This window comes from Aquabacterium sp. J223 (genome assembly GCF_024666615.1).
GTDB lineage: Bacteria > Pseudomonadota > Gammaproteobacteria > Burkholderiales > Burkholderiaceae_C > J223.
Window position 1 is genome coordinate 2,255,255 of record NZ_CP088297.1, and the last position, 25,540, is coordinate 2,280,794.

General features: G+C 72.4%; 27 protein-coding genes. 11 read left to right on the top strand and 16 right to left on the bottom strand.

The features are described from left to right. Window positions 1-15 precede the first annotated feature (15 nt). The gene (locus LRS07_RS10910; protein WP_260501929.1) at window positions 16-855 is read right to left on the bottom strand and encodes a helix-turn-helix domain-containing protein; all 840 of its coding nucleotides are present in this window, start codon (window positions 853-855) and stop codon (window positions 16-18) included. Between the two features lie 201 nt (window positions 856-1,056). On the opposite strand from LRS07_RS10910, the gene LRS07_RS10915 reads away from it, so the two are divergent. From LRS07_RS10915 to LRS07_RS10935, 5 genes are all read left to right on the top strand, one after another. Then, window positions 1,057-1,425, top strand: a complete 369-nt coding sequence (locus LRS07_RS10915; RefSeq protein WP_260501930.1) for a hypothetical protein — start codon at window positions 1,057-1,059, stop codon at window positions 1,423-1,425. Window positions 1,426-1,512: 87 nt separating this feature from the next. Further along, complete coding sequence (plsY, locus tag LRS07_RS10920; RefSeq protein ID WP_260501931.1) at window positions 1,513-2,151, top strand: glycerol-3-phosphate 1-O-acyltransferase PlsY; 639 nt, start codon at window positions 1,513-1,515, stop codon at window positions 2,149-2,151. 5 nt (window positions 2,152-2,156) lie between these two features. Further along, complete coding sequence (locus LRS07_RS10925; protein WP_260501932.1) at window positions 2,157-2,516, top strand: glutaredoxin family protein; 360 nt, start codon at window positions 2,157-2,159, stop codon at window positions 2,514-2,516. Between the two features lie 137 nt (window positions 2,517-2,653). After that, a complete protein-coding gene (locus LRS07_RS10930; protein WP_260501933.1) occupies window positions 2,654-3,754 on the top strand; it encodes an amidohydrolase family protein in 1,101 nt (366 codons plus the stop codon). A 149-nt stretch (window positions 3,755-3,903) separates the two neighbouring features. Further along, window positions 3,904-4,950 (top strand): NADP(H)-dependent aldo-keto reductase, encoded by a 1,047-nt coding sequence (locus tag LRS07_RS10935; protein ID WP_260501934.1) that lies wholly within the window; start codon window positions 3,904-3,906, stop codon window positions 4,948-4,950. 70 nt (window positions 4,951-5,020) lie between these two features. Here the strand turns inward: LRS07_RS10935 and LRS07_RS10940 are convergent, their stop codons facing one another. Genes LRS07_RS10940 through LRS07_RS10955 form a run of 4 tightly spaced genes read right to left on the bottom strand, consistent with a single transcriptional unit; the run spans window position 5,021 to window position 9,175 of the window. Beyond that, the gene (locus tag LRS07_RS10940; protein WP_260501935.1) at window positions 5,021-5,569 is read right to left on the bottom strand and encodes a Csu type fimbrial protein; all 549 of its coding nucleotides are present in this window, start codon (window positions 5,567-5,569) and stop codon (window positions 5,021-5,023) included. Further along, a complete protein-coding gene (locus LRS07_RS10945) occupies window positions 5,566-7,956 on the bottom strand; it encodes a fimbria/pilus outer membrane usher protein (protein ID WP_260501936.1) in 2,391 nt (796 codons plus the stop codon). The genes LRS07_RS10940 and LRS07_RS10945 overlap by 4 nt, the downstream gene beginning before the upstream one ends. After that, window positions 7,928-8,635 carry a fimbrial biogenesis chaperone gene (locus LRS07_RS10950; protein ID WP_260501937.1) on the bottom strand — a complete coding sequence of 236 codons (708 nt, stop codon included), beginning with the start codon at window positions 8,633-8,635 and terminating at the stop codon, window positions 7,928-7,930. The genes LRS07_RS10945 and LRS07_RS10950 overlap by 29 nt, the downstream gene beginning before the upstream one ends. 9 nt (window positions 8,636-8,644) lie before the next feature. After that, a complete protein-coding gene (locus LRS07_RS10955; RefSeq protein WP_260501938.1) occupies window positions 8,645-9,175 on the bottom strand; it encodes a Csu type fimbrial protein in 531 nt (176 codons plus the stop codon). Between the two features lie 199 nt (window positions 9,176-9,374). Between LRS07_RS10955 and LRS07_RS10960 the strand changes: the two genes are divergently transcribed. After that, window positions 9,375-9,791, top strand: a complete 417-nt coding sequence (locus tag LRS07_RS10960; protein ID WP_260501939.1) for a DOPA 4,5-dioxygenase family protein — start codon at window positions 9,375-9,377, stop codon at window positions 9,789-9,791. Between the two features lie 9 nt (window positions 9,792-9,800). Here LRS07_RS10960 and LRS07_RS10965 read toward each other — a convergent pair whose 3' ends face one another. The 9 genes from LRS07_RS10965 to LRS07_RS11005 all read right to left on the bottom strand — a co-directional run bounded on the left by LRS07_RS10965 (window position 9,801) and on the right by LRS07_RS11005 (window position 17,508). After that, window positions 9,801-10,667: a class I SAM-dependent methyltransferase gene (locus LRS07_RS10965; protein WP_260501940.1), complete on the bottom strand. Its 867-nt coding sequence runs from the start codon at window positions 10,665-10,667 to the stop codon at window positions 9,801-9,803. 16 nt (window positions 10,668-10,683) lie between these two features. After that, window positions 10,684-11,559 carry an ABC transporter permease gene (locus LRS07_RS10970; protein ID WP_260501941.1) on the bottom strand — a complete coding sequence of 292 codons (876 nt, stop codon included), beginning with the start codon at window positions 11,557-11,559 and terminating at the stop codon, window positions 10,684-10,686. A gap of 82 nt (window positions 11,560-11,641) precedes the next feature. Next, window positions 11,642-12,424 carry an ABC transporter ATP-binding protein gene (locus LRS07_RS10975; protein WP_260502091.1) on the bottom strand — a complete coding sequence of 261 codons (783 nt, stop codon included), beginning with the start codon at window positions 12,422-12,424 and terminating at the stop codon, window positions 11,642-11,644. 80 nt (window positions 12,425-12,504) lie between these two features. After that, entirely contained in the window at window positions 12,505-13,521 is a 1,017-nt protein-coding gene (locus tag LRS07_RS10980) for an ABC transporter substrate-binding protein (protein ID WP_260501942.1), read from the bottom strand. Window positions 13,522-13,540: 19 nt separating this feature from the next. Continuing rightward, window positions 13,541-14,461, bottom strand: a complete 921-nt coding sequence (locus tag LRS07_RS10985; protein WP_260501943.1) for a TauD/TfdA dioxygenase family protein — start codon at window positions 14,459-14,461, stop codon at window positions 13,541-13,543. Between the two features lie 162 nt (window positions 14,462-14,623). Next, window positions 14,624-14,929, bottom strand: coding sequence for a hypothetical protein (locus LRS07_RS10990; protein ID WP_260501944.1), 306 nt, complete (start codon window positions 14,927-14,929; stop codon window positions 14,624-14,626). A 125-nt stretch (window positions 14,930-15,054) separates the two neighbouring features. Continuing rightward, the gene (locus LRS07_RS10995) at window positions 15,055-15,858 is read right to left on the bottom strand and encodes an SDR family NAD(P)-dependent oxidoreductase (RefSeq protein WP_260501945.1); all 804 of its coding nucleotides are present in this window, start codon (window positions 15,856-15,858) and stop codon (window positions 15,055-15,057) included. Between the two features lie 79 nt (window positions 15,859-15,937). After that, window positions 15,938-16,867, bottom strand: coding sequence for an EamA family transporter (locus LRS07_RS11000; RefSeq protein ID WP_260501946.1), 930 nt, complete (start codon window positions 16,865-16,867; stop codon window positions 15,938-15,940). A gap of 86 nt (window positions 16,868-16,953) precedes the next feature. Continuing rightward, window positions 16,954-17,508, bottom strand: coding sequence for a TetR/AcrR family transcriptional regulator (locus LRS07_RS11005; RefSeq protein WP_260501947.1), 555 nt, complete (start codon window positions 17,506-17,508; stop codon window positions 16,954-16,956). A gap of 75 nt (window positions 17,509-17,583) precedes the next feature. On the opposite strand from LRS07_RS11005, the gene LRS07_RS11010 reads away from it, so the two are divergent. The 3 genes from LRS07_RS11010 (at window position 17,584) to LRS07_RS11020 (ending at window position 20,747) form a co-directional block, all read left to right on the top strand. Then, entirely contained in the window at window positions 17,584-18,567 is a 984-nt protein-coding gene (locus LRS07_RS11010; protein WP_260501948.1) for an NAD-dependent epimerase/dehydratase family protein, read from the top strand. Between the two features lie 439 nt (window positions 18,568-19,006). Further along, on the top strand, window positions 19,007-20,188 hold the full coding sequence (locus LRS07_RS11015; RefSeq protein WP_260501949.1) for a helix-turn-helix transcriptional regulator: 1,182 nt from the start codon (window positions 19,007-19,009) through the stop codon (window positions 20,186-20,188). A gap of 124 nt (window positions 20,189-20,312) precedes the next feature. After that, window positions 20,313-20,747 (top strand): hypothetical protein, encoded by a 435-nt coding sequence (locus tag LRS07_RS11020; RefSeq protein WP_260501951.1) that lies wholly within the window; start codon window positions 20,313-20,315, stop codon window positions 20,745-20,747. 140 nt (window positions 20,748-20,887) lie between these two features. Here the strand turns inward: LRS07_RS11020 and LRS07_RS11025 are convergent, their stop codons facing one another. After that, window positions 20,888-21,121: a hypothetical protein gene (locus LRS07_RS11025; protein WP_260501952.1), complete on the bottom strand. Its 234-nt coding sequence runs from the start codon at window positions 21,119-21,121 to the stop codon at window positions 20,888-20,890. Window positions 21,122-21,764: 643 nt separating this feature from the next. Here LRS07_RS11025 and LRS07_RS11030 point away from each other — a divergent pair. Continuing rightward, a complete protein-coding gene (locus LRS07_RS11030) occupies window positions 21,765-22,598 on the top strand; it encodes an exodeoxyribonuclease III (protein WP_260501953.1) in 834 nt (277 codons plus the stop codon). On the opposite strand, the gene LRS07_RS11035 is transcribed toward LRS07_RS11030, so the two are convergent. Further along, window positions 22,595-24,655 (bottom strand): NAD(+) synthase, encoded by a 2,061-nt coding sequence (locus tag LRS07_RS11035; RefSeq protein WP_260501954.1) that lies wholly within the window; start codon window positions 24,653-24,655, stop codon window positions 22,595-22,597. The genes LRS07_RS11030 and LRS07_RS11035 overlap by 4 nt on opposite strands. Before the next feature lie 84 nt (window positions 24,656-24,739). Here LRS07_RS11035 and LRS07_RS11040 point away from each other — a divergent pair, with 84 nt between their 5' ends. Further along, window positions 24,740-25,522: a ParA family protein gene (locus LRS07_RS11040; RefSeq protein WP_260501955.1), complete on the top strand. Its 783-nt coding sequence runs from the start codon at window positions 24,740-24,742 to the stop codon at window positions 25,520-25,522. The last annotated feature ends 18 nt before the right edge of the window (window positions 25,523-25,540 follow it).

The window sequence follows — 25,540 nt, forward strand, 5'->3', positions numbered from 1 at the left end:
GTGGTGGCGGCAGTGTCAGCCGCCGACGGCCGCGGCCCTGTCGCTCGCGTGACGCAGCGCCCGGGCGGTGGCGTCGTCGGCGGGGAAGAAGGTCTCCAGCGCCAACTCCGACAGCGTGATGTCCACCGGCGTGCCGAAGACGGTGGTGGTGCTGAGGAAGGCCAAGGGCCCGTCCGGGCCCTGCAGCCGCAGCAGGACGGCGATGCCGTCGTGGCCGGGGGGATCGTCGTCCGCCGTCGGCCCGGGCAGGGAGCGCAGTTCCTGCAGCAGGTCGATCAGCACCGGGTCGCCGCTGGCGTCGATCTGCTGCGACAGCCGGTGCAGCAGGTGGGCGCGCCAGGTGCCGAGGTTGAGGATGCGCGGCGCCAGGCCGTCGGGGTGCAGGCTCAGCCGCAGCACGTTGACCGGCGGCGCCAGCAGCGCCGGGGCGACGCCCTGCAGCAGCGGCGCCACCGCGGCGTTGGCCGCCAGCAGCTGCCAGTGGCGGTCGATCGCCAGCGCCGGGCAGGGCTCGTGCGCGGCAAGCAGCCGCTGCACCGCGTCGCGCGCGGCGTGCAGCGAGGGGTCGTCGAGCGGCCGTTCGCGGTACAGCGGGGCGAAGCCGGCCGCCACCAGCAACCGGTTGCGTTCGCGCAGCGGCATCTCCAGCACCGTGGCCAAGCGCATCAGCATGGCGCGGCTGGGCGCGGCGCGGCCGGTCTCCAGGCAGCTGAGGTGGCGCGGCGAGACCTCGGCCTTCAGCGCCAGCGACAGCTGCGACAGCCGTCGCTGTTCGCGCCAATGGCGCAGCAGGTCGCCGGCGCCTTCGCGCAGGGCGGCAGGGCGGGTCGGGGCGAGGGCAGGGCTGTCAAGCATGGGGCGGACGATAGCCGGCGGACCCGCCGCACGGCCATGACCTGAGAGGTCATCGACCGCCGTCGTGCGGCCGACCACGATCGCCAGGGCCTGTCGTGGTCCGCGCGGCGGGCCCCTCCGCCGGCCTCGGCCGGCGTTCCTCACCCCCTTTGCTGGAGATCACCATGACCCTCGTCACCCCCCACCGCCTTCCTGCGCCGCGTGCTGCAGGCCGACGCCGCGACCAGCGCCGCCTGCGGCGCGCTGATGGCCGCCGGGGCCACGCCGCTGGCACCGCTCACCGGCCTGCCGCCCGCGTTGCTCGTCGCCGCCGGCCTGGCGCTGCTGCCCTACGCGGTGCTGCTGGCCTGGCTGTCGCGCCAGCCACGGCTGCCGGCGGCCGGGCTGTGGGCGCTGGCGGCGGTGAACCTGGTGTGGGCGTTGGACTGCGCCTGGGTCGCCTTCGGCGGCCGCTTCCAGCCGACCCCGCCGGGGCTGGCCTTCCTCGGCCTGCAGGCGCTGACCGTGCTGGCCTTCGCCGAGCTGCAGGTGATCGGCCTGCGGCGATCGCGCCGTGCCGCCGTGGCCTGACCAGGCCGTCGCCCTCGAAGGCCCCGGCCCTGGCACGCCGGGGGCCGCCCTTAAACTGACCACTCTGACAAACGTGGACGGACGACGATGAACCTGGCGTGGAGCGTGGCGGCGGTCCTGGCGGCCTACCTGATCGGCTCGCTGTCCTTCGCCGTCATCGTCAGCCGCGCGATGGGCCTGTCCGATCCGCGCAGCTACGGCTCGAAGAACCCGGGCGCGACCAATGTGCTGCGTTCGGGCAAGCGGGGCGCGGCGCTGGCCACGCTGGTGCTCGATGCGCTGAAGGGCTACGTGCCGGTGCTGGCGGTGGTGGTCTGGGGCCCGCGCGTCGGGTTGGGCGAAGGCACCGCCGCGGCGGTGGCGCTGGCCGCCTTCCTCGGCCACCTGTGGCCGGTGTTCTTCCGTTTCCAGGGCGGCAAGGGCGTGGCCACCGCCGCCGGCGCGCTGCTGGCGCTGAACCCCTGGCTGGGCGCCGCCACGCTGCTGACCTGGCTGATCATCGCCTTCTTCTTCCGCTACTCCTCGCTGGCCTCCATCGTGGCCGCGCTGTTCGCGCCGTTCTACCAGCTGCTGATCTGGGGCGGCAGCGAGACGGCGCTGGCGGTGGCGGTGATGAGCCTGCTGCTGCTGTGGCGGCACGCCGGCAACATCCAGAAGCTGATGGCCGGCACCGAATCGCGCATCGGCCAGAAGGCCGCCGCGCCCGGCGCCCGGCCGGGACGCTGACGCCCATGGCCGCCGCCTCGCCCCGTGCCATCGCCGGCCTGGTGCTGCTGGTCGCCGCGGTGGCCGGCGGCAGCACGCTGTGGCAGCGCTGGGGCGAGCGGTCGCTGGCGCAGCGCCTGGCCGCGGTGGCCGCGCCGGGCGACATCCGGCTCATCTCGTCCGACACCTGCGTCTTCTGCCTGCAGGCCAGCCGCTGGCTGACGGCGCATGGCGTGCCGTTCGAGGAGTGCTTCATCGAACGCGACGCCCGCTGCGAGGCCGAGTACCAGGCCCGTGGCGCGCCCGGCACGCCGGTGGTGCTGGTGCGCGGCCAGCCGCAGCGCGGCTTCAGCGCCGAGCGCGTGGCGCGTGCCCTGGGCGGCTGAGCCTCGACATCCTGCAACGACGCGAGAGGCTTGGGGTTAACGCTGTCAGGGCCGGCCCTTCCAGCGTCCGGCGCCGGACTGACAGGCCTCTAGAGTCGCAGACAGCGGGCCGTGGGCCCGCGATGCCAGGAGACACCATGGACCTATCGACCGGGCTCTCATCCCGCTGGCGCTGCTGCGCCGACTGCGCGCCCGCCACCGGACCGCGCCGACGCGGCCTGCTGCTGGGCGCGCTCGGCAGCGCGGCGCTCGCCGCCTGCTCGACGCCTGCGCCGCCCTCCGCCGGCGGGACGGTGGCGACGACGCTCGCCCGCCGCATCGACGTGCACCACCACACCACGCCGCCGGCCTGGCTGGCGGTGGCCCGAGGCCGCGGCGCGGACGGCCTGGCCGCTGGCTGGACCTTGGAGAAGTCGCTGGCCGACATGGACCGCGCCGGCGTGCAGACCGCCATCTCCTCGATCACCACGCCAGGGGTCGTCTTCCCGCACCTGGACCAGGCGGCCGGCCGCCGTCTGGCGCGGGAGTGCAACGAGTGGCAGGCCAGGCTGGTGGCCGACCAGCGCGGCCGGTTCGGCTTCTTCGCCGCCCTACCGATGCTCGACACCGACGGTGCGCTGCAGGAGCTGGCCTACGCGCTGGACACGCTGAAGGCCGACGGCATCGGCCTGCTCACCAGCTACGGCGACAAGTGGCTGGGCGATCCCGCCTTCCTGCCCATCATGGAGGAGCTGAACCGGCGCCGCGCGGTGGTCTACACCCATCCCACCGCGGCCAATTGCTGCGTCAACCTGCAGGCCAACGTGCCGCCGGTGATGGTCGAGTTCGGCACCGACACCACGCGCACCATCGCGTCCATCCTGTTCAACGGCAACGCACGGCGCTTCCGCGACATCCGGTGGATCTTCTCGCATGCCGGCGGGACCATGCCCTTCCTCATCGAGCGCTTCGTGCGGCATCCGACGCTGGTGCCCAGCTCGGCACCGCTGTTCCCGCAAGGGGTGCAGGCCGAACTGAGCCGCTTCTACTACGACACCGCACAGGTGGCGAACTCGGCGGCGCTGTCGGCGTTGCTGAAGGTGGTCCCGGTGCAGCAGGTCGTCTTCGGCACCGACTACCCCTTCCGCACCTCCCTCGATCATGTGGAGGGGCTGCGCAAGGCCGGGGTGTTCGACGAGGCCAGCCTGGCGATGATCGAGCGCACCACGCCGCTGTCGCTGCTGCCGCAGCGCGGCTGACGCGACCGGAACCCTCAGCAACGCTTGCGCGGCGTGCAAGGCGTCGCGCAGGCACGTGTCTCCGGCCGGAACTTTCGGGCGCACCGGGCCAGACGACGCTTCGTCGACCGGCCCTGTGGACATCGACGCGACGCGCTACCCTGCGCCGCATGCACTACCGCGAACTCGGCCGCACCGGCCTGAAGGTGAGCCTGATCGGCCTGGGCACCATGACCTGGGGCGAGCAGAACAGCGAAGCCGATGCCCATGCCCAGCTCGACCTGGCGCTGTCGCTCGGCGTCAACCTGGTCGACGCCGCCGAGATGTACCCGGTGCCGCCGCGCGCGGAGACCTGCGGCCGCACCGAGTCCTTCATCGGCAGCTGGCTGAAGAAGACCGGCCGCCGCCACGACATCGTGCTGGCGACCAAGGCCGCCGGCCCGGCCAGCGACCCGAAGCGCCCGCAGCACGTGCGCGGCGGGCGCACCCATTTCACCAAGGCCAACCTCTTCGAAGCGGTCGACGACAGCCTGCAGCGCCTGCAGACCGACCACATCGACCTGTACCAGCTGCACTGGCCCGACCGCCGGACGAGCACCTTCGGCCAGCCCTACCGCCATGCACCGGCCCCGCAGGACACGCCGATCGAAGAGACGCTGGAGGCGCTGGCCGCGCTGGTGCAGTCGGGCAAGGTGCGGCAGGTCGGCGTGTCCAACGAGACGCCGTGGGGCCTGCACCGCTACCTGCACGGCGCCGACCGCGGCCTGGGCCCGCGCATCGCCAGCATCCAGAACCCGTACAACCTGCTCAACCGCAGCTTCGAGGTCGGCCTGGCCGAGTTCTCGCTGCGCGAGCGGGTGCCGCTGCTGGCCTACTCCCCGCTGGCCATGGGCGTGCTGTCGGGCAAGTACCTGGACGGCGCGCGGCCGGCCGGCGCGCGGCTGACGCGGTTCGATCGCTTCGACCGCTACACCAAGCCGGAGGCGACCGAGGCCGCGGCGCAGTACGTCGCCCTGTTCCGCCGCCACGGCATCGACCCGGCGCAGGGCGCGCTGGCCTGGGTCAACGGCCGCGACTTCGTCGCCAGCAACCTGATCGGCGCGACGACGCTGGAGCAACTGAAGGCCGACATCGCCAGCGTCGACCTGGTGCTGCCGGCGGAGGTGGTCGAGGGCATCGAGGCGCTGCGCCGGCGTTACGGCGATCCGGCGCCGTGAGGCGGCGGTGTCGCGGCCGCGATCTTGGGTGACGATCCGCTGAACCTTCTCGGCCGACGGCGCCCGGCCTTCAGTAGTAGGTGACCATGACCGACAGCGTGTCGGTGTAGACACCGGGCGCCACCAGCGGCTGCGGTCCCGGCATCCGCCCGTACACCGTCATCACCAGCGGCGGCGCCAGCCTGAGCACGTCCAGCAGGATGCTGCTGGTCATCTTCAGCGTGCCGGCGGTACCGTCGCCGACGATGGCCGTGCGGGCCGGGTCGCCATACAGGTTGTAGGCCAGCTGGTGCGCACCGCTCTTCATCATGCGGGTGCCGAAGCTGCCGGAGCCGGCGCCGAACTGCACGTCCAGCGGGATGAGCAGTCCGACCACGCCGCCGCAGTTCACGGTGACCTTGCCGGTGCTGTCCACCGCGCCGCCCAACGGGTTGACGGTGCCGAACGACAGCGCCTGGGTCGACACGCTGCAGGTGCACACCGCCGGCAGGCACACCGCAGCGGCCGGCAACGACCACCACAGGGCCAGGACCGCGAGCAGGGCGCGGGCGGCGGTGGCGAAGCGGCGGCGGACACCGGCGCCGTCGGCCGGCCATCGGGTCGGGGCGGAGGGCGTCATCGACATGTCAGGGTGCCCAGTTCGGGGGGTTCGTCTGCGTTCGTGCGTTCGGCCAGTCGGTCGATGGTGACCTCGCAGCGGCGGCCGGGCGACTGCACCTGCAGCACCGTGTGCGACGACACGCCGGAGACGAAGGACCGGCCGTCCAGGCCGACCGGGAACTCGGTGCCGCTGTGGTCGCCGACCACCCGCACGCGGCTGCCCGGCGGCACGGCGCTGCCATCCGCCTGCACCAGGCGGAAGCTGGCGGCGCGCACCCGGCGCACCGGGAACTGCACCCGCACGCCGGCCCGCGCGCGAGGCCGGGCCTGCAGCTCGGCGGCGTCCAGTTCGGCGTCGAACGGCAGGTCCTTCAGTTCCAGGCCGAGTCGGTTGTCGTCGTAGGCGCGCAGGCCCGGCACGATGGCGCGGCCCCGTGCATCGGTGCGGGCCACGGGGTGGTGGTCGAGCAGCACCTGCACGCCCTCGTAGTCGCCGACGTCGACCACGGCGAAGCTGCCGTCCAGCCAGCGGCTGAAGAAGACATCGCGGCCCAGCCAGGCCACGCTGCCGGTGGCCGCGGCTCGGGCCTCGTCGCTGCGGTCGTTGCGGGCGACGCCGGCGCGCAGGCTGGCCGCGGCGTGCTGCCACACACCTTCGGCCACGGCGCGCGACCGGCCGTCGGTGGCGTCGGCCGCCAGCCGCCAGCCGGTGCCGTCGCCCATCGGCGCGTTGCGCTGTGCCTGCACCAGGTGCTGGCCGTGGCGGCCGTCGTCGCCGCGCCAGCGGGTGGAGCCGGCGCTCAGCGTGGTCCCGTCGTCCAGCGCCCACGACAGGCTGATGCCGGCCGACAGGGTGCGGCGGCCGCGGTCGCCATCGCTGCCCAGCAGCGTGAAGGCGAGCAGCCCGGTGCCGGTCAGCGGCAGGGCGGCGGAGGCGGTCCACAGCCGCTGCCGGCCCATCAGCGGCGAGTCCTGCCGCGACAGCAGCAGGTTCAGCGAGGCGATGCCCACCTGCGTGCCGAAGCCGACCCCCAGCAAGCGGCGGGCGGCCGAGCCCGGGTCGGCGCCCAGCTGGTCGAAGCCGGCGCTGCGCTGGCGCCACTGGACGTTGCCGCTCCAGTCGCGCGACTGGTGCTCGGCCGCCACGCCGACCAGCCCGCCGGTGCCCGCCGGCGAGCGGCTGCCCGCCACGGTGCCCGACACGGTGCCCAGCGCCGGCAACAGCCAGGTGGCCGAGGCGCCGGCGGTGGCGGTGTCGCGCCGGACCTCGCCGCGCCATTCGGCGGTGAGCCGGTCGTTCACGCCCCAGCGGTCGGTGCCGGTGACGAAGCCCTCGCCATACGCATCGCTGCGCAGCCCGTAGTCGCGCCGCAGCAGGCCCACCTCGACGCTGTGGGTGTGCAGGCCCGACCGCAGCAGCGACGGGCTGACGTAGTAGGGCTGCACCACCACCTGTTCGCGGCCGAGCAGGTCACGGGTGACCACGCGGATCTCGCCGCGGCCGGTGACCAGCGGCACGTTCTGCAGCTCGAAGGCGCCGGGCTCGACGCGGCCCTGCAGGCGGCGGCCGTCGTTGACGAACACCTCCAGCGACGACGGCAGCACCGCTTCCCCACGCACCGCCGGCAGCGGGATGGTGAGGAAGCGCGGCGCGGTGGCCAGGTTGGTGCCCCATTGCACGCCGCCGAAACGCACCGCCCGGCCCCAGCCGCCGGGGTGCCCGATGGCGTCGCCCACCCGCACGGTCTGCATCCGCTCGGGCAGGTCCATCGACCAGGTGGTGTCCAGCCGCAGCGCACGGGCGTCGCGGTCGTCCGCACGCACCAGGCTCGAGGCTTCCAGGCGGCTGGCACCGGCGAAGGTGCCGGCCTGCGCCAGCAGGCTGGCCACCTGGCGGCTGCCGGCGCCGTGCAGGCTGGTGCGCTGCACGAAGGCGTCGTAGTTCAGGAAGCCGCCGCGCTCGGCGCCGTCGTCCAGCCGCGCGGGCCGGCGGTCGAGGGACAGCTGCTGGCCGGTGAAGGCGCCGGCGCCGGCCTGCAGCACGAGGGTCTGCGTCGCGTCCTCGAGGCTGGCGTCCAGGCCCGGGACGGTGTCCAGCGCGCAGTAGCGGTCACCGTCGTCGTCCACGCAGTCGGCCGTCGGTGCCTTGAGGCGCAGCTCGGACCAGCGCGACGCCTGCAGCCACAGCCGATCGCGCCAGTGCAGCACGGAGGCGTCGTCGGGCTGGGCCACGCCGTTGAGCCGCAACGCCAGCCAGTGCCGCTGCGGCGCGGCGTCCGGTGGGGTGCCCGGCACGGACGGCCCCGGGCCCAGCGCGCCCAGCGCGACGGGGGGGTGGACCAGCAGGCAGGACAGCAGCAGGATGCGGCGCAGCCGGTCAGCGGCGCGTGTCGTCCAGGGCGACATGCTGCACGCCGCGGTTGGTCACCACTTCCATCCGACGGGCCTGGCTCGCGGCCGGCAGCACGAAGCGCTGGGACTCGCCGGGGAAGAGCAGCGAGGCCACCGTCTGCTCGGCCAGCGGCGGCTCGGTGTCGCCGCGGTGCAGGCTCAGGCGGCCCACCTTGAGGTGCACGTTGCCGTCGTTGTGCACGGTGGCCACCGTGCGGCCCGCCGGGTCGCGCTCGACCTGCCAGCGCTCCTGCTGCACCACCCGGCTCGGCGCCACGTACACCGGCACCCGCATCGCCACCAGCACCCGCACCTGGCCCGACACCAGGCCCTGCAGGTCGGCCGCACCGGGCACCTCGCGCAGCACCATGCGGTAGGTGCCTTCCCGTTCGCCCTGCGCCGCGCGACGCAGGCCGACCCGCACGATCTGCGTGCGGCCCGGCGCCAGCGTGAAGACCGGCGGGTTGACCACCAGGTCCGTCGTCGCCGCGTCGCTGTCCTGCTGGTTCTCGCGCTGCCAGGCGACGGTGTCGACCTGCATGACCACCGGCTGCGCGCCGTTGTTCATCACCTGCACCGTGGCGCGAGGCCGCAGGGCGTCGAGGTGGACGGACACCGGCATCAGGCCGACGTCGGCCGCGGTCGACACGCCGGCGGCCAGCGCCAACGTCAGCATCAGGAGCGCGCGCAGCATGACCGTGCCTCAGTACGTGATGGTGACGGTGACGGTGTCGGTGTAGGTGCCGGGCACCACGCCGGACAGCGACGGCAGGCGGCCGTACACCGTGATCGACTGGTTGCTGCCGGTGCCCACGCCGCTCTGCGTGCTGCTGCCCGAGGTGCCATCGCCCCAGACCACCGAACGCGCCGCGTCGGTGTAGAGCTGGTAGGGCAGCAATTGCGAGCCGCTCTTCATGGCGCGCGCACCGAAGGTGCTGGGGCCGCCGGCATTGGCGCCGGCGCTCAGCGCCACCGCGTACGGTGTCGTGTTGGTGCAGACGACCGACAGCGTGGCCGACGCGTCCACCGGCACCGGCGAGGACAGCGGGTCCAGCGCGGTGCCGAAGCTCAGGTTGGTGCCGGTGACCGTGCAGGCGCTGATGACCGTGGCCGAGGCCTGGAAGGTGCTGCTGGTGGTGCCGCCGTGCGCCAGCATGCACGGCAGCACGGCCAATGCCGCGAGAACGATGCGCTGCAATGGCCCGCGGCAGGACGACGACAAGTGGGGGGACATCGGGAACGTCTCGCGATCGGTTGACCTGGCGCAACTTTCGGCCACATCGGCCGGTGCGAGAGATGCACCGCGTAGGGGGTTCTCGACCCGGGTTGTAGGAAGAAGGGGAAACCCCGGGGTGGGCATGCAATGGTGCACACCCCGAACGAATCGACACGGTCTGTGGCACCCTGGAAGCCGTCGTTGGAAGGCCCGCCACGTGACCGACAGCATCGCCCTCCGCCGCATCACCAGCCACCACGCCCACATCTACTACGACCCGGCGACGACACGGCCCGTGGCCGAGCGGCTGCGAGAGCAGATCGGCGAGCGCTTCCCGGTGCAGCTCGGCCGCTGGCACGACGTGCTCGTCGGACCGCACACCAGCGCGATGTACCAGGTGGCCTTCGCGGTCGAGACCTTCGCCACCTTCGTGCCCTGGCTGATGCTCAACCGCCAGGGCTTGAGCGTTCTGGTGCACCCCAACACCGGCCGCCCGCGCGACGACCACCTGGTGCACGGCCTGTGGCTCGGTCCGGCGTTGCCGATCCGGGGCGAGGTGCTGGGCGAACTGGACGACGGTCCCGACCCGATCTCGCCGGTGGTGCCGAACACCCGGCCGACGCTGGCGCCCTGAAGAGGGCCCTCACGCCGGCGGTTTCACCAGCCGCAGCGTCATGCGGTCGGACTCGCCGATGGCGAGGAAGCGGTCGCGGTCGGCATCGCCGCCGCGCAGCGTCGGCGGCAGCGACCACACGCCGTGCGGGTGGTCCTTGGTGTCGCGCGGGTTGGCGTTGACCTCGCTGGCCGCGTCGAGCCGGAAACCCGCGGCCCTGGCGCGCTCGACGAACCAGCCCTGGGCCACGTAGCCGGTGCGCACCATCTGCTCGACGCTGGCGCCCTCCGGCGCACGGTGCTCTTCGACGCCGAGCACGCCGCCCGGCTTGAGCACCGCGAAGAAGGCGCGCAGGCTGCCGTCGAGGTGGCCGGCCTCCAGCCAGTTGTGCAGGTTGCGGAAGGTCAGCACCCGATCGGCGCTGGCCGGCGGCAGGTCGCCGACGAAGCCGCGGCCAGGGCCGGGCTGGGTGACGACCCGGGTGCGGTCGTAGAGCTGCGGCGCGCCGGCCAGCTTGTCCTCGAAGCGCAGGCGGCCGTTGCGTTCGTACTCGCTCGCTGCATCGCGCGGGTGGTGCGCCGCGACCAGGGTGCCGCGCTCGCGCAGGTAGGGCGCCAGGATCTCGGTGTACCAGCCGCCGCCGGGGGCCACCTCGACCACGGTCTGTGTCGGCTCGAGGCCGAAGAAGCGCAGCGTCTCGAAGGGACGGCGCGCCGCGTCGCGCGCACGGTTGGCGGCGCTGCGGTGGGGCGACGCGAGCACCTCGCGCAGCCGGGCGCCGTCGGCGTCGGGCTCGTCGGCCTGCGCCCGTCGCATCACGCCGGGGCCGAGCGCCAGCGCGGCGGTGGTCAGCAGGTGGCGGCGGGTGACAGGGCGGGGGCGGGCAGCGGTGTCCATGGCGAAGGACGTTACCTCAGCGCTGCATGCCCCAGCGCCGCACCGTGACGCGCTCCAGCGTGTCGAAGCCCAGCCGCTCGACCAGCAGGCCGATCAGGATGACGGTGGCCAGGCCGGCGAAGACGCGGTCGGTGTAGAGCTCGTTGCGGTTCTGGTAGATGAACCAGCCGAGACCGCCGCGGCCCGAGGAGGCGCCGAAGAACAGCTCGGCCGCGATCAACGTGCGCCAGGCGAAGGCCCAGCCGATGCGCAGGCCGGACAGGATGGCCGGCAGCGCCGACGGCACCAGGATCTGCGCCACGTAGCGCAGGCCCGACAGGCCGTAGTTGCGCCCGGCCATGCGCAGCGTCTCCGGCACCGACTGGAAGCCGGAGAAGGTGGCCAGCGCCAGCGGCCACATCACCGAGTGCACCAGCACGAACAGCAGGCTGGCCTTGCCGAGGCCGAACCACAGCAGCGCCAGCGGCAGCAGCGCGATCGCCGGCAGCGGGTTGAGCATGGCCGTCAGCGTGGCCAGCAGGTCGCGGCCGAGCTGGGTGGACACGGCCAGCGCCGTCAACGCCAGGGCGCCGGCTGCGCCCAGCGCGTAGCCCTGCAGCAGCAGCGACAGCGAGATGAGCGTCTTGTCCAGCAGCTCGCCGCTGGCGAAGTCCTTGACGAAGGCCTGCGTGGTCTGCACGAAGGTGGGCAGCAGCAGGTCGTTGTCGGCCCAGCGGGCCGCGGCTTCCCAGACCAGCGCCAGCAGCACCAGCAGCAGGCCCTGGCGCAGCGGGGCGAGCTGCCACAGCCGTCGGGCCAGCGGCAGGGGACGTGAGGCCTCGACAGCGCCGACATCCAGGGACACCGGCGCGCGTTCGAACTCGGGGCGGATCGGTGGCAGCACGGCGCTCATGTGAGCCCCTCGGCCGTCGAGTACGCCGTCCGATCCCCCGAGGGGATGAGGGCCGGCTTGGGAGCGGCCCGGCGCTCGGCCCTCACGCCGACGCCTCCTCGAACAGCAACCGGTGGATGCGCTGCGCCTGCGCCTGGAACTCGGCGCCGCCGGTGCTGTGCAGGCCGTGCTGATGCGCGTTGAGTTCGGCGCGCACCCGCCCCGGGTGCGGCGACAGCACCAGGATGCGGTTGCCGACGATCAGCGCCTCCTCGATGGAGTGGGTGACGAACAGCAGCGTGAAGCGCAGCTCCTCCCACAGCGCCAGCAGCTCCTCCTGCATGCGACGGCGGGTCAGGGCGTCGAGCGCGGCGAAGGGCTCGTCCATCAGCAGCATCTTGGGCGCCATGGCCAGCGCGCGGGCGATGGCCACGCGCTGCTTCATGCCGCCGGACAGCTGGTGCGGATAGGCGTCGGCGAATTTCGTCAGGCCCACCTTGCGCAGCGCGTCGGCGGCCCGGTCCAGCGCCTCGGCTTTCGGGAAGCGCTTGGACGCCAGCAGCGGGAAGGCGACGTTGGCTTGGACCGTCTTCCACGGCGGTAGCTGGTCGAACTCCTGGAAGACGACGATCCGGTCGGGACCCGGGCCCCGCACCGCCTGGCCGTCGAGCCGGACCTCGCCGTCGCGCGGCGGCAGGAAACCCGCCACCGCCTTCAGCAGCGACGACTTGCCGCAGCCCGACGCCCCCAGCAGCACGAAGCGGTCGCCGCGGTGCACGTCGAAGTCCACCCGGTGGGTGGCGCGCACGGTGCGCTGCGGGGTCGCGTACTCCAGCGTCAGGCCGCGGACCTGCAGCAGGGCCTCGGCCGTGGTGGCCGCCGGCATCTCGTCGGCGCGGGGCACCGACACGGGTGGGAAGCCGCGGGCAACGCGGGCGGTGGCTTGCGCGGTGGCGAGCATGGCCATCAGCTTCCGCTGGCGTTGTGCGGGTCGTCGAAGAAGTAGTCCTTCACCGAGGCCGGCTTGTTCTTGATGGCGCCGGTGCGGTGCATGAAGTCGGCCAGCGGCAGGGTGTTCTGCGGCGTGACCTTGAAGTCGACCTCGGGGCTCCTGATGATCTTCAGCAGCAGGTCGCGGTCGATGCCGGACTTGTTCTGCTTGAGAAAGATGTCGGCCGCTTTCTCCGGGTTCGCCTTGATGAACTGCGCCGCCTCGGCCAGGCCGTCGACGAAGGCCTTATAGGTCTTCGGGTTGTCGCGGCGGAAGCGCTCGGTGGCGTACAGCACGGTGGCCGACGACGGGCCGCCCAGCACGTCGTAGCTCTTGAGCACGATGCGCGCGTTCGGGTTGCCGGCCAGGCCCTGTTCCTGGAAGGGCGGGTTGCCGAAGTGGGCGGTGATCTCGGTGCCGCCCTTGATGATGGCGGCCGTCGCCTCGGGGTGCGGCAGCGCCACCTGCAGCTTGTCCAGCCGCGTGGCCTGGGCGTCGCCCCACCGCTTGGCCGAGGCCATCTGCAGGATGCGCGACTGCACCGACACGCCCACCGCGGGCAGGGCGATGCGGTCCTTGTCGGTGAAGTCGGCGATGGTCTTCACCGCCGGGTTGTTCGTCGTCAGGTAGTAGGGGAAGTTGCCCAGCGAAGCCACGCCCTTCACGTTCTGCCGGCCGACGGTGCGGTCCCACAGCGTGAGCAGCGGGCCGACGCCGGCCCCGGCGATGTCGATGCCGCCGGACAGCAGCGCGTCGTTGACGGCGGCGCCGCCCGAGAGCTGCACGTACTCCACCTTCACGTCGAGCCCTTGAGCCTTGCCGTGCTTCTCGATGAGGCGCTGGTCCTCCGCCACATCGAGCAGAAGGTAGACGATGCCGAACTGCTGCGCGATGCGCAGCTGGCCTTCGGCGTGGGCGGTGCCGTGCAGGGCGAGCGGTGCGGACAGGGCGAGGCCGAGCGCCGCGAGGCGGCGGCGAGAGAACAGGGTCATGGTCTTCTTTTTCAAGCGCTCAGAAGGGCACGTCGCCTTCGATGGTGGTGCGGTTGAGCCGGCGGCGCAGGTGGTCGGGGCAGCCGGCGGCCAGGTGCAGCACCGAGCGGTTGTCCCAGAACACCATGTCGTGCGGCTGCCATTGATGGCGGTAGACGAACTCGGGCCGGGTGCTGTGCGCGAACAGCCGCTGCAGCAGCGCCTGGCTTTGGTCGTCGGGCAGGCCGACGATGCGGGTGGTGAAGTGCTCGCTGACGAACAGCGCCTTGCGGCCGGTCTCGGGGTGCGTGCGCACCACCGGCTGCACGGCGGGCGGCACCTCGTCGATCTGCGCCTGGGTGAGTCGGGGCCGCCAGGGGCTGCGCGCGCGCAGTTCCTCGTACTTGGCGAGGTAGGAGTGCTCGGCCCTCAGGCCCTGCAGCCGCTGCTTCAGGTCGTCGGGCAGCGCGTCGTAGGCGGCGTGCTGGTCTGCGAACAGCGTGTCGCCGCCTTCGCTGGGCAGCTCCTGCGCGTGCAGCATCGAGCCCAGGCTGGGCTTGTCCTTGTAGGACAGGTCGGAGTGCCAGTAGTGGCCGGCGTCGCCCAGGCCGATCGGCTGGCCGTTCTCGACGATGTTGGAGACGACCAGGATCTCCGGGTGGCCGGGCAGCTGGAACTGGCGCAGCACGTGGATCTGCAGCGGCCCGAAGCGGCGGCTGAAGGCGATCTGCTGCTGCGGCGTGATGCGCAGGTCGCGGAAGACCAGCACATGGTGCTGCAGGTGGGCGGCGTGAAGGCGCTGGAAGTCGGCGTCGGACAGCGGGCGCGACAGGTCCAGCCCCACCACCTCGGCGGCGAAGCTGCCGGGCAGCGGGCGGATGTGGAAGGGTGCGGCGTCCGCGGTGACGTCTGGGGTGGGGGTCGCGCGAGCGGGCGCCTGAACAGCAGCGGCGTTGGGCATGCCGGCACTCTAGGCAGCATGCTCATGCCGAGGAAGCACGAAGAACGCACATGCATCCTCGCTGCCGTCATGTGACAACGGTGACTGTGGTGCCGTGCGGGCGGCACCTGGGCGGCCCGCGGCGGCCGGACTGGGCCGCGCGAGTCGCCCAGGCCCGCGCGATCAGCCGCGCTGGTTGTCGTCTCGGTTCTGGCCGCTGCTGCGGTCCGTCGGCGATGGCTGCTGGCCGGTGCGGCCCTGGCCCGGCTGCGCCTGGCTGTGCTGCTGGTTCGAGCCCTGGCCCGGGTTCTGGTTCGGGCTGCGCTGGCCGCTCTGGTCCTGCTGCGCCTGGCCGCGCTGGCCTTGCGGGTCGGCCTGGTTGAGGCCGCGGTCCTGCTGGCCCTGTTGACCTTGGTTGGCCTGGCCGCGCTGGTTGTCCTGCTGTTGCTGGTTGTTGTTCGGGTTCTGCTGGTTCCGGTTCTGTTCCATCTGTTTCTCCTGAGGCCCGGCGTGCATGCCGGTGGAGAAGTTCTGCAATCCCCGTACCCCTGCGGGTCAACCCGGGGCTTCTCCCTGGGTGGGGGCCGACGGATGCGGCCGGTGACCCCGCGCCTTCAGTAGTGGATCGAGCCGCGGCTGCCGCCGTTGGCCGCGATGACGTCGCCATTGAGCGCCCGCGAGCGCGGCGAGCAGAGGAAGGCCACCACGTCGGCCACCTCGACGGCGTCGACCAGGTGGCGGATGGTGTTGGCGTTCGCCAGCTCGGCGCCGATCACGTCGGGGGCCACGCCGCGTGCCGCGGCGCGGCGTTCGATGAGGCCCGGCATGCGCTCGGTGTTCGTCATGCCGGGGTGCACCACGTGCACATGGATGCCGTGCGGCCCCAGTTCCTCGGCCAGGTTCTTCGTCAACGCCACCACCGACACGTTGCGGATGCTGCCGACCGCGTTGCCCGTGGTCCTCGCGGCCATGCCGCTGATGTTCACGATGCGGCCGAAGCCTTCGGCCTTCATGCCTGGGACGAGGGCTTGCGCCGTGCGGATGTAGCCCATCACCTTGGTGTCCATCTCGCCGTGGAAATGGCCGGCGGTGATTTCGGCCAGCGTCGGCGGCGCGTTGCCGCCGGCCGGTTCGGCCGCCGCGTTGACCAGGAGGTGGATCGGCCCGCCCAGGGCCTGCGCGGCCCGTGCCGCGGCCGCCTGCACGGCATCGCCGTCGGTGGTGTCGGCCACCACCGGCACCACGCGGCGGCCGGTGTCGGCCGCCAGTTCCTCGGCGGCGGCGCGCAAGGCCGCCTCGCCACGCGCGAGCAGCGCGACGTCCACGCCTTCGCGGGCCAGCGCACGCGCGATGGCCTTGCCGATGCCGCGGCTGCCGCCGGTGACCAGCGCGCGCCGGCCGTTCAGTTGAAGGTCCATGCAGGCCTCGTGTGGGGGTTGCGGGGGCGGCCACTGTAGTCAGCCGCCGCAGGCCCTTCCCGCCGGCGGGGCTCGGCCCTCAGGCCGTCGCCAGCACCACCACCCCCAAGCCGATGCAGGCCGCGCCGAGCAGCCGCCAGCCGCGGTCGCGCTCGCCCAGCAGCTGGCCGCCGAGGAAGGCGGCGACGAGCATGGACACCTCGCGTGCCGGCGCCACCTGCGACAGCGGGGCCAGCGTGGCGGCGTACAGCACCAGCACGTAGCTCACCGGCGACAGCGCGCCGATGAGCAGCGCCGGCCGCCACCAGCGGCGCAGGCAGCCGGCCAGGTCCATCGGCCCGCGCCGCGGCCAGGCCCACAGCAGCGCCAGCGTCAGCGGCAGTCGCACCAGGTTGCCGAGGTAGTCGACCGCGATCGGCGACACGCCGGCGTGCTTGACCGCGTATCCGTCGACCACGCTGTAGCCGGCGATGAAGAGACCGGTCAGCGCGCCCCAGCGCAGGCCGGCGCGCAGGCGCGGGTCGGCCGCCTGGCCATGGCGCAGCCGCTGCCACAGCGCCGGCCCGCCGGCCAGCAGCACGATGCCCGCGACGATGCCGGCCACCCCGGCCCAGCCGTGCGGGCCCAGCCGTTCGCCCAGCCAGGTGGTGGCGACCATGGCGGTGATCAGCGGCCCGGTGCCCCTCGCCAGCGGGTAGACCACCGACAGGTCGCCGCGACGGTAGCCGGTGAGCAGCGCGCCGTAGTAGAGGACGTGAACCGCCCCGCTGGCGACGATCAGGCCCCATTGCAGCGGACCGTAGCCGCCGGCCTCGCGCCAGGTGACCCAGGCCCCGGCCGGCGACCAGACCAGCGCCACCGCCGCCGCGGTGAGCAGCGCGAAGCGCAGGTCGCCGCCGGTGGTCTTGGCGACCAGGTTCCAACCCGCGTGGACCAGCGCGGCCAACAGGATGAGGGCGAGGACGAACGGGGTCAGGGGCGGACGGTCGGCCGTGGCGCAGGCCGGCATTGTCGGCCTGCGTGGGGCGACTGCGGGCAGGGCCGGTGCTGGCGGCTGTCGGCGTCCAGCAGCCAGGTGCCGACCGGACGGAACCTTCAGCCCGGCTCGCCGCGCTGCAGCCGGGAGACCACCGCGTCGAACATCAGGTCGCTGGTCGCCTCGACCTCGCGCCGGCCCGCACCCTGCGCGGTGAGCGACAGCACGCCGTTGCAGCCGGCCCAGACGGCCCGCGCGGCCTCGTCGACGCCCAGGCGGAACACGCCGCGGTCGACCAGGCGCTGCACGCGCGCGCGCATCAGTGCGTAGCCGTCGGCGGCCAGGTCCGGGCTGCTTCGCAGCTGCTCCACGTACAGCGCGTGCAGCGCCGGGCGCTTGAGGGCGAACTCGACGGCCTCGTCCCAGCCCGCCCGCAGCTGCTGCAGGGGGTCGTCGGTCTGCGGCACCGAGCGCTTGCGCGCCATGAACTGCGCCAGGCCGCGGCGCACCAGCGCGGCCGCCAGGCCGTCCTTGTCGCCGAAGTGGTGGTAGAGGGTCGGCGACTTCACACCGGCCGCATCGCACACGGCGCGGGTGGTCAACGCCGCGGGACCGCCGCGCTCCAGCAGCTCGGCCGCGGCGGCCAGGATGGCCTCCTCCGTGTCGTTGCTCACCGGGGCCCGATCGGACGTTGACATGCATCTATATCGACGATACATTGAAAATATATCGTTGATATAGGAGCGGTCATGACGGGAAAGACAGTGCTGGTCACCGGCGGTTCCGGCTTCGTCGGCGCCCGGCTCATCGAACGGCTGCGTGCCGACGGCTGGATGGTGCGCGCGCTGGGCCGCTCCGCGCAGGCCCTCGCCCGGGTGGAAGGACTGAGCGCCGAGGCCGTCGCCGGCGATCTGGACGACGCGGCGTCGCTGGAGCGCGCGGCACGGGGCTGCGACGCCGTGGTGCACGTGGCGGCGCTGTTCAAGCTGTGGGGCGAGCGCCGAGAGTTCGAGCAGGCCAACGTGCAAGGCACCCGCCGCCTGCTCGAGGCCGCCCGTGCCGCGGGAACGGTGCGTCGCTTCGTGCAGGTCGGTGCCGCGGCGGTCGTCATGGGTGACATGGCGCCGATGCTACGCGCGAGCGAAGGGCTGCCGCGACAGGAGCGCCGCTGGGCGCCCTACAGCGCCTCCAAGGCGCGAAGCGAAGCGTTGGTGCTCGCGGCCAACGTGCCGGGCAGGTTCGAGACGGTGGTGGTCCGGCCGCCCATGGTCTGGGGCGCCGGCATGCCGACGCTGGACCACGTGGCGCAGACCGTGCGCAGCGGGCAGTTCCGCTGGGTGGGCGACGGCTCGCAGGCGATGTCCACGGCCCACGTCGACAACGTGTGCCACGCCACCGGCCTGGCGCTCGAGCGCGGACGCCCCGGCGAGACCTACTTCGTGAGCGACGGCCGGGACGGGACCCTGCGCGAGGTCTTCTCCGCCCTGCTGGCCACGCGCGGCATCGCGCCGCCGAAGCGCTCGGCGCCGTTGCCGGTGGCGTGGACGCTGGCCCGTGCGATGGAGTGGGTCTGGCGCACCTTCGGCCGCGCCGGCGAGCCGCCGATCACACGGCAGATGCTGCGCCTCATCGGGCAGCCGTTCACCCTCGACATCACGAAGGCCGAGCGCGAACTCGGCTATCGCCCGGTCGTGTCATGGGAACAGGGGCTGGCGGCGATGCGCAACGGTTGACGCGCGACGCCGACGCGCAGCCCCCGACCGGTCGGCCGGCGCCGCCCGAGCGCGCAGCGAGGCTCGCAGTCGATGGCCGGGATCCGTGGGACGCCATGCCGCCGTTGGTACAGTGGCGCCTGGGCAACGGCACCGCCACCGCCGCAGCGAAGCGGAGTCCGGACCAACGCCGTCTCCGGTCCCCGACGTCGAACCTGTCCAGACGGGACCGCGCCTGGAGAAGCGCCTTCTCGAGGTCTCCGGATGCGGCTGCCGGCCACGGCAGGTCGGAGCGCCGCACGGCCTGACCGGATCGCCAACGGCTTGGCCGCGCTGTGCGGACGCCCGTCGTCTGGACCCGGTTCGGGCGACTGCCGAGGATCGCGGGGGCGCAAGGGGTCGCCGGACGAAAGCCCCGAGGGCGCCAGACGCCAGGTGGATCGACCTCCAAACCCGTTCGATGACGCTCGAGCACCTTCATCTGATGTTGACCGGAACGTCGCTGGGCCTGTCGCTGGGCATCCTGATGACGGTGGTGCGTGACCGGCAACTCCCGACCCGGGTGCGCGGTCTCGTTGCGGCCTTGGCTTTTGGCGGCGCGGCCTACAGCCTCACGACGGCGGACGCTTGGGCCGGTTGGGGCGGTGGCGTCCGCATCGGGCTGCGTTGGGCGGCCATGCTGGGCATGGTGGCCTTGTGGCAGCTGGTGCGCGTGTTGTTCAACGACGAGCGCGGCTGGCGGACGCCCGCGATCGCAGCCGCCGTCGCATCCGCCGCGGTGCTGGCGAACCCGCTGTGGCTGAAGCGACCCGGCGGCATGGCGCTCGGTGTCACGGTGGTGGCGGGCGCCCTGGCGTTGCACACGTTCTGGATGCTGCTTCGCGGCCGCGCCGGGGATCTCGACGAAGGGCGGCGCCGGCTTCGACTGTGGTGGGTGGTGGTGGCCGGCCTGTATGTCGTTGCCGTCCTGATCGTCCACAACCTGCCCTGGGACGGGGCCGGGACGGCGGCGCATGGCGTCGCGCAGGTTTCTGGACAGATTGCGATCAAGGTCGCCTGGTTGACGATGGCCTCGGGTCATCCCAGCCCGCTGGCGATGCTGAGCCTGTCGCCCAGGTCGGCGGTGTCTGTCGCCGGCGTGGCACACCGAGGCGATCTGCTCGCGACGGTCCGGCCGGCCACAGCAGGAGATGCCGATGCCGAGCCGGCGGCGGCCGGAACGCCTTCGCAAGCACTGCGGCGCCGGCAGGCCGAACTGATTTGCGCAGCCATGACCGGCGAGCACCTTTACCGGCGCACCCGCCTCAGCGTGGCCGACGTGGCCGGGCACCTGCGCATGCCGCAGGCCCGGCTGCGCCTGGTCATCCACGAACAACTCGGGTTCCGGCACTTCAACGCCTTCGTCAATCAGTTCCGGCTGGCCGAAGTCGCGTCTCGTCTGCGCGACCCGCGGGATGCCCACCTTCCGATCCTGACGCTGGCGCTGGAGGCCGGGTTCGGCAGCATCGGCCCGTTCAACCGGGCCTTCCGCGAGGCCTATGGCGTCACGCCGACGGAGTTTCGGCGCGGCGATGACCCGCCCGGCGGCGAAAGGCTGGCCGAAACCTCCAATCTGCTGGCCAAAAGGTCGGCCGCACCATAGAAGGCGGGCTTTCGGCCAGACGCCGGGCTTCGCCGCGCCGAGCATCCGTCCGCCTCATGTGAGGTGCCGAGACGGAGTGTTCGAGATGACGTGTTCCCGACGACTGGGGCTGCTCGCTGTTGTGATGAGCGTGGTCGCATTGACGACGCTGTCCGCCTGCGGCGGAGGCGATGCTGACCATTGGGACGAGTTCCAGCCGCGCCCCGCCACCGCGACCGATCTGGCGAACCAGACCTTCGAGTTCCGCGACTTCAGCTATGGCGCAGTCTTCGACGCCTCCCTGTCCAGCACGCCGACACGGCTGGCCTTCCTGGGCCCGACGGCGGCCGACGCCGAGTGGCGTCTGCCCTTCGCGTTGACCGCCCGCGCCGCCACCTCGTCGGGCACCGCCACGCTGGCGGGCGATCAACTGGTCTTGACCTTCCAGACGACGGACCCAGTGTTGCCGTTCACGACGGCGACGCCGATCGCCTTGCGCGTCACCGCCGATGTGAATGACGGCCGCATCCAACTGGTGAACACGGAAACCGGGGTTTCGCAGACCTCCGCACCGCGATGAAGCACAACGGCACGCCGCCCTGTTCGCCCACCTGCCGGACCGAGGTCGGCGACGTCCTGATGTCGTGAGTGGGCGCCGGCCGTCGGCGGCATGGCGGCCCACCTCGCCGCGGGCGATGCCGCGTGGAGGACCGCGCTGGCCTACAGGTCCAGCGCCACCTCGCCGATGGCGTCGAAGTGCACGCGCACGCGTTCGCCGGCGGTCACCGGGATGGCGCCCACCCAGCTGCCGGTGGTGACGATGGTGCCCGCCGGCAGCACCCGGCCATTGGCGGTGTTGTCCTTGAGCCAGTGCAGCAGGGCGATGGTGGGATGGCGCAGCGGGTGCGAGCCGCGGGCCTCGACCAGCGGCCGGTCGCCGATCTGCACCGTCACGCCCATGTGCTGCCAGTCCAGGCTGCGGAAGGGGGTACCAGTGGCCGAGCAGCAGCGCCTGGTGCGATTGCAGGTCGGCCAGGCGCAGCAGGTCGGGCGCCTTCAGGCCCTCGTCCCAGCGTGAGCCGACGACCTCGATGGCCGGCGCCAGGTCGGCGAAGAGGTCGGCCGCCTCGGACGGTGCGGTGAGCCCGGCGACCTGCGCGGCGCGCACGTCGTCGCGCAGGCGGAAGGCGATCTCCGCTTCGACGGCCCAGTGCTGGCCGGGCGGGATGGGCAGCGTGGCGCGGTTCTCGAGCAGGCCGGCCAGCGGCAGCTCGCCGTGCAGGAAAGGCCCCTCGGTCGACGAGGCGCCGGTCTTCCACAGGCCGGGCCGGCCGGGCGGCAGCGACCAGTTCATCGCCTCGGCCACCCGCCGCTGCACCTGCAGCGCCTGCTCCGGCGACGTGATCGCCCCGGCATGCGCGGCCGACGGCGCCGGCTGGCCGGTGCGGCGGGCGGTGACGAGGGCATCGGCAACGGCGGCGATGGGGTCGGTCATGGCGGTGTGCGTGGTGGAGGTGCTGCCCCACCCGGGGCAAATCGCGCACCCAGGGCGATCGTGCGCCGGGCCCAGAATGCCGGCCTGCGAAGGACCTCCGCCATGCCCGCCCACGACCCCCGCACGTTCACCGTCTATTCCTGGAACGTCAACGGCATCCGCGCCGTGATCAAGAAGAACCTGTTCCAGCCCTTCCTGGCGGCGCACCGGCCGGACGTGCTGTGCCTGCAGGAGACCAAGGCCGAGCGCGGCCAGGTGGAGATCGACGTGCCGGGGTACCACGAGCACTGGAACTCGGCGGCGAAGAAGGGCTACTCGGGCACGGCCATCTTCTCGCGCACCGAGCCGCGGTCGGTGGTGCTGGGCTTTCCCGACGACTTCGCCAAGCGCTTCACCTTCGCCGACGAGTTGGAACGCGACGCCGCCGACGAGGGCCGCGTCATCACCGCCGAGTTCGAGCGCTTCTACGTCGTCACCGTCTACACGCCCAACGCCAAGGACGACCTGAGCCGGCTGGCCCTGCGCCACCGCCACTGGGACCCGGCCTTCCTCGCGTGGTGCCTGCACCTGCAGCAGACGAAGCCGGTGATCTTCTGCGGCGACCTGAACGTGGCGCACACCGAGCTCGACCTCGCCAACCCCAAGCCCAACCGCGGCAAGAAGGGCTTCACCACCGAGGAGCGGGAGGGCTTCCAGAACTTCGTCGACGCCGGCTTCGTCGACACGCTGCGGCTGTTCAAGCAGGGCAACGGCCACTACACCTGGTGGAGCCACTTCGCCAATTCGCGGGCGAGGAACATCGGCTGGAGGATCGACTACGTGATGGTCTCGCCCGCGCTGAAGGACGCCGTCATCGCCGCCGACATCCACGCCGACGTGCTGGGCAGCGACCACTGCCCGGTGAGCATCACGCTGGACCTGGCGAAGCTCGGCTAGGCGTCCGGCACCGAGTCCAGGTCCGCCAGCCAGGCGGTGGCCACCGAATCGCTGGGCGCCCGCCAGTCGCCGCGCGGCGACAGCGAGCCGCCGGAGCCGACCTTCGGCGAGTTGGGAACGCAGCTGCGCTTGAACTGGCTGGTCTGGAAGAAGCGGTGCAGGAAGTTGCGCAGGTGCCGCTTGATGTCGGGCAGGGTGTAGGCGTTGTGCTCGTCCAGGCCTTCGGGCCAGCGGCCGCGCTGGGCGTCGCCCCAGGCGTGCAGCGCCAGGAAGGCCAGCTTCGACGGCCGCATGCCCTGGCGCAGGATGTGGAAGAGGTGGAAGTCCTGCAGTTCGTAGGGACCGACCGCGCTTTCGGTGCTCTGCGCCGGCTGGCTGCCGTCCTGCCCGGGCACGAGTTCGGGGCTGATCTCGGTGCCGAGGATGTCCATCAGCACCTGGCTGCCGGCGGCGCCGACCTGGCCGGTCTCGGCCACCCAGCGCACCAGGTGCTTGATCAGCGTCTTGGGCACGCTGGCGTTGACGTTGTAGTGCGACATGTGGTCGCCCACGCCGTAGGTGCACCAGCCCAGCGCCAGCTCGGACAGGTCGCCGGTGCCGACGACGATGCCGCCGTGGTGGTTGGCCAGGCGGAAGAGGTGGCTGGTGCGCTCGCCGGCCTGCACGTTCTCGAAGGTGATGTCGTACTGCGGCGCGCCCTCGGCGGCCGGGTGGCCGAGGTCCTTCAGCATCTGCAGGCAGCTCGGCCGGATGTCGATCTCCTGCGCGGTGCAGCCGATCGCCTTCATCAGCCGCCAGGCCTGGTCCTTGGTGCGTTCGCCGGTGGCGAAGCCGGGCATGGTGTAGGCCAGGATGTCGCTGCGCGGCCGGCCCAGCCGGTCCATCGCCTTGGCGCAGACCAGCAGCGCCTGGGTGGAGTCCAGCCCGCCGGAGATGCCGATCACCAGCTTGCCGATGCCGGTGGCCGCCAGCCGCTGCAGCAGCGCCTGCACCTGGATGTTGTAGACCTCCGAGCAGCGCTCGTCGCGCCGCCGCGGGTCGGACGGCACGTAGGGGAAGCGCTCGACGCGGCGCTCCAGCGCCAGCGGGGCCGACAGGTCGCGGTCCAGCCGGAAGCGGACGGTGCGGAAGCGGCCGGCGGCCTCGCGGTGGCGCATCGCCGACTGGCCGAAGCTCGTCTGCCGCATGCGCTCGTGGGCCAGCCGCTCGAGGTCGGCGTCGGCCTGGACCCAGTGCGAGTCGTCGCGGAAGCGCTCGCTCTCGACGAGCATGTCGCCGTTCTCGGCGATCAGGCCCTGGCCGTCCCAGGCCAGGTCGGTGGTCGACTCGCCCAGCCCCGCCGACGAGTAGAGGTAGGCCGCCAGGCAGCGCGCCGACTGGTTGGCCACCAGCTGGTGCCGGTAGCCCGACTTGCCGACGGTGATGTTGGACGCCGACAGGTTCACCAGCACGGTGGCGCCGGCCATCGCCGCGTAGGACGACGGCGGGATGGGCACCCACAGGTCCTCGCAGATCTCGACGTGCACCTTGAAGTGGTCGAGGTCCTCGGCCTCGAACAGCAGGTCGGCGCCGAAGGGCACCCGCTGGCCGCAGAGCACCGTCTCGGTCGACACCGCGGCGTCGGCCGGGTTGAACTGCCGGGCCTCGTAGAACTCGCCGTAGTTGGGCAGGTAGGTCTTGGGCACCACGCCGAGCAGCCGGCCGTCCTGCAGCAGCGCGGCGCAGTTGAAGAGGCGCTGGTCCACCACCAGCGGCAGGCCGACGACGGCCACCGCGCGCCGGCCCTGGCTGGCCACGAGCAGCTCGGCCAGCGCCTGCTCGCACGCGGCCAGCAGCGCGTGCTGGTGGAACAGGTCGTCGCAGGTGTAGGCGGCCAGGCCGAGTTCGGGAAAGGCGACCAGCGCCGCGCCGGCGTCATCGGCCTCGACCAGCAGGGCGGCGGTCTGCTTCGCGTTGTGCAGCGGGTCGGCCACGCGGATGTGCGGCACCGCCACCGCCAGCCGGGCATAGCCATGGCGGTACAGGTTGTGGAAGTGGGCGGGCGGCGGAACGGTCATGGGCCGGATGATCGCGCAATGCAGAATCGACAGGGCAAGGCGCGTGCGACGTGCCGGTCCGGCAACCGAGGAGGAAGGTCGTTCATGCGACACGTGGTCTTCAACCAGAAGGGCGGGGTGGGCAAGTCCACCATCGCCTGCAACCTGGCCGCCATCAGCGCCGCGCAGGGCCTGCGCACGCTGCTGGTCGACCTGGACGTGCAGGGCAACGCCAGCCGCTACCTGATGGGCGACGACCTGGAGGCCGGCCAGGAGCAGGCGACGCTGGGCGTGGCCGGCTTCTTCGACTCGACGCTGAAGTTCAGCATGCGGGCGCCGCAGACCACCGACTTCCTCGTCGCCACCGCCTGGGACGGGCTGCACCTGATGCCCTCGCATCCGTCGCTGGACGACCTGCACACCAAGCTGGAAAGCCGGCACAAGATCTTCAAGCTGCGCGAGGCGCTGGACGAGGTGGCCGCGCAGTACGACCACGTGGTGATCGACACGCCGCCGGCGTTGAACTTCTACACCCGCTCGGCGCTGATCGCGGCCGAGGGCTGCCTCATCCCGTTCGACTGCGACGACTTCTCGCGGCGGGCGCTCTACACCCTGCTGGAGAACGTGCAGGAGATCCGCGCCGACCACAACCGCACGCTGGCCATCAGCGGCATCGTGGTCAACCAGTTCCAGCCGCGCGCCAGCCTGCCGCAACGGCTGGTGCAGGAGCTGCGCGACGAAGGCCTGCCGGTGCTGGAGCCCTACCTCAGCGCCTCGGTCAAGGTGAAGGAGTCGCACCAGCGGGCGGTGCCGCTGATCCACCTGGAGCCGAAGCACAAGCTGACGCTGGAGTACCTGGCGCTGCACCAAGCGCTGATGCCGGCTTGAGCCTCGGCGGCGCCCCGT

Coding starts and splice junctions, on each gene's coding strand:
- LRS07_RS10910 (WP_260501929.1), bottom strand. CDS start 855: ATGCTTGACAGCCCTGCCCTCGCCCCGACCCGCCCTGCCGCCCTGCGC.
- plsY (WP_260501931.1), top strand. CDS start 1,513: ATGAACCTGGCGTGGAGCGTGGCGGCGGTCCTGGCGGCCTACCTGATC.
- LRS07_RS10925 (WP_260501932.1), top strand. CDS start 2,157: ATGGCCGCCGCCTCGCCCCGTGCCATCGCCGGCCTGGTGCTGCTGGTC.
- LRS07_RS10930 (WP_260501933.1), top strand. CDS start 2,654: ATGGACCTATCGACCGGGCTCTCATCCCGCTGGCGCTGCTGCGCCGAC.
- LRS07_RS10935 (WP_260501934.1), top strand. CDS start 3,904: ATGCACTACCGCGAACTCGGCCGCACCGGCCTGAAGGTGAGCCTGATC.
- LRS07_RS10940 (WP_260501935.1), bottom strand. CDS start 5,569: ATGACGCCCTCCGCCCCGACCCGATGGCCGGCCGACGGCGCCGGTGTC.
- LRS07_RS10945 (WP_260501936.1), bottom strand. CDS start 7,956: ATGTCGCCCTGGACGACACGCGCCGCTGACCGGCTGCGCCGCATCCTG.
- LRS07_RS10950 (WP_260501937.1), bottom strand. CDS start 8,635: ATGCTGCGCGCGCTCCTGATGCTGACGTTGGCGCTGGCCGCCGGCGTG.
- LRS07_RS10955 (WP_260501938.1), bottom strand. CDS start 9,175: ATGTCCCCCCACTTGTCGTCGTCCTGCCGCGGGCCATTGCAGCGCATC.
- LRS07_RS10965 (WP_260501940.1), bottom strand. CDS start 10,667: ATGGACACCGCTGCCCGCCCCCGCCCTGTCACCCGCCGCCACCTGCTG.
- LRS07_RS10970 (WP_260501941.1), bottom strand. CDS start 11,559: ATGAGCGCCGTGCTGCCACCGATCCGCCCCGAGTTCGAACGCGCGCCG.
- LRS07_RS10975 (WP_260502091.1), bottom strand. CDS start 12,424: ATGCCGGCGGCCACCACGGCCGAGGCCCTGCTGCAGGTCCGCGGCCTG.
- LRS07_RS10980 (WP_260501942.1), bottom strand. CDS start 13,521: ATGACCCTGTTCTCTCGCCGCCGCCTCGCGGCGCTCGGCCTCGCCCTG.
- LRS07_RS10985 (WP_260501943.1), bottom strand. CDS start 14,461: ATGCCCAACGCCGCTGCTGTTCAGGCGCCCGCTCGCGCGACCCCCACC.
- LRS07_RS10990 (WP_260501944.1), bottom strand. CDS start 14,929: ATGGAACAGAACCGGAACCAGCAGAACCCGAACAACAACCAGCAACAG.
- LRS07_RS10995 (WP_260501945.1), bottom strand. CDS start 15,858: ATGGACCTTCAACTGAACGGCCGGCGCGCGCTGGTCACCGGCGGCAGC.
- LRS07_RS11000 (WP_260501946.1), bottom strand. CDS start 16,867: ATGCCGGCCTGCGCCACGGCCGACCGTCCGCCCCTGACCCCGTTCGTC.
- LRS07_RS11010 (WP_260501948.1), top strand. CDS start 17,584: ATGACGGGAAAGACAGTGCTGGTCACCGGCGGTTCCGGCTTCGTCGGC.
- LRS07_RS11015 (WP_260501949.1), top strand. CDS start 19,007: ATGACGCTCGAGCACCTTCATCTGATGTTGACCGGAACGTCGCTGGGC.
- LRS07_RS11020 (WP_260501951.1), top strand. CDS start 20,313: ATGAGCGTGGTCGCATTGACGACGCTGTCCGCCTGCGGCGGAGGCGAT.
- LRS07_RS11030 (WP_260501953.1), top strand. CDS start 21,765: ATGCCCGCCCACGACCCCCGCACGTTCACCGTCTATTCCTGGAACGTC.
- LRS07_RS11035 (WP_260501954.1), bottom strand. CDS start 24,655: ATGACCGTTCCGCCGCCCGCCCACTTCCACAACCTGTACCGCCATGGC.
- LRS07_RS11040 (WP_260501955.1), top strand. CDS start 24,740: ATGCGACACGTGGTCTTCAACCAGAAGGGCGGGGTGGGCAAGTCCACC.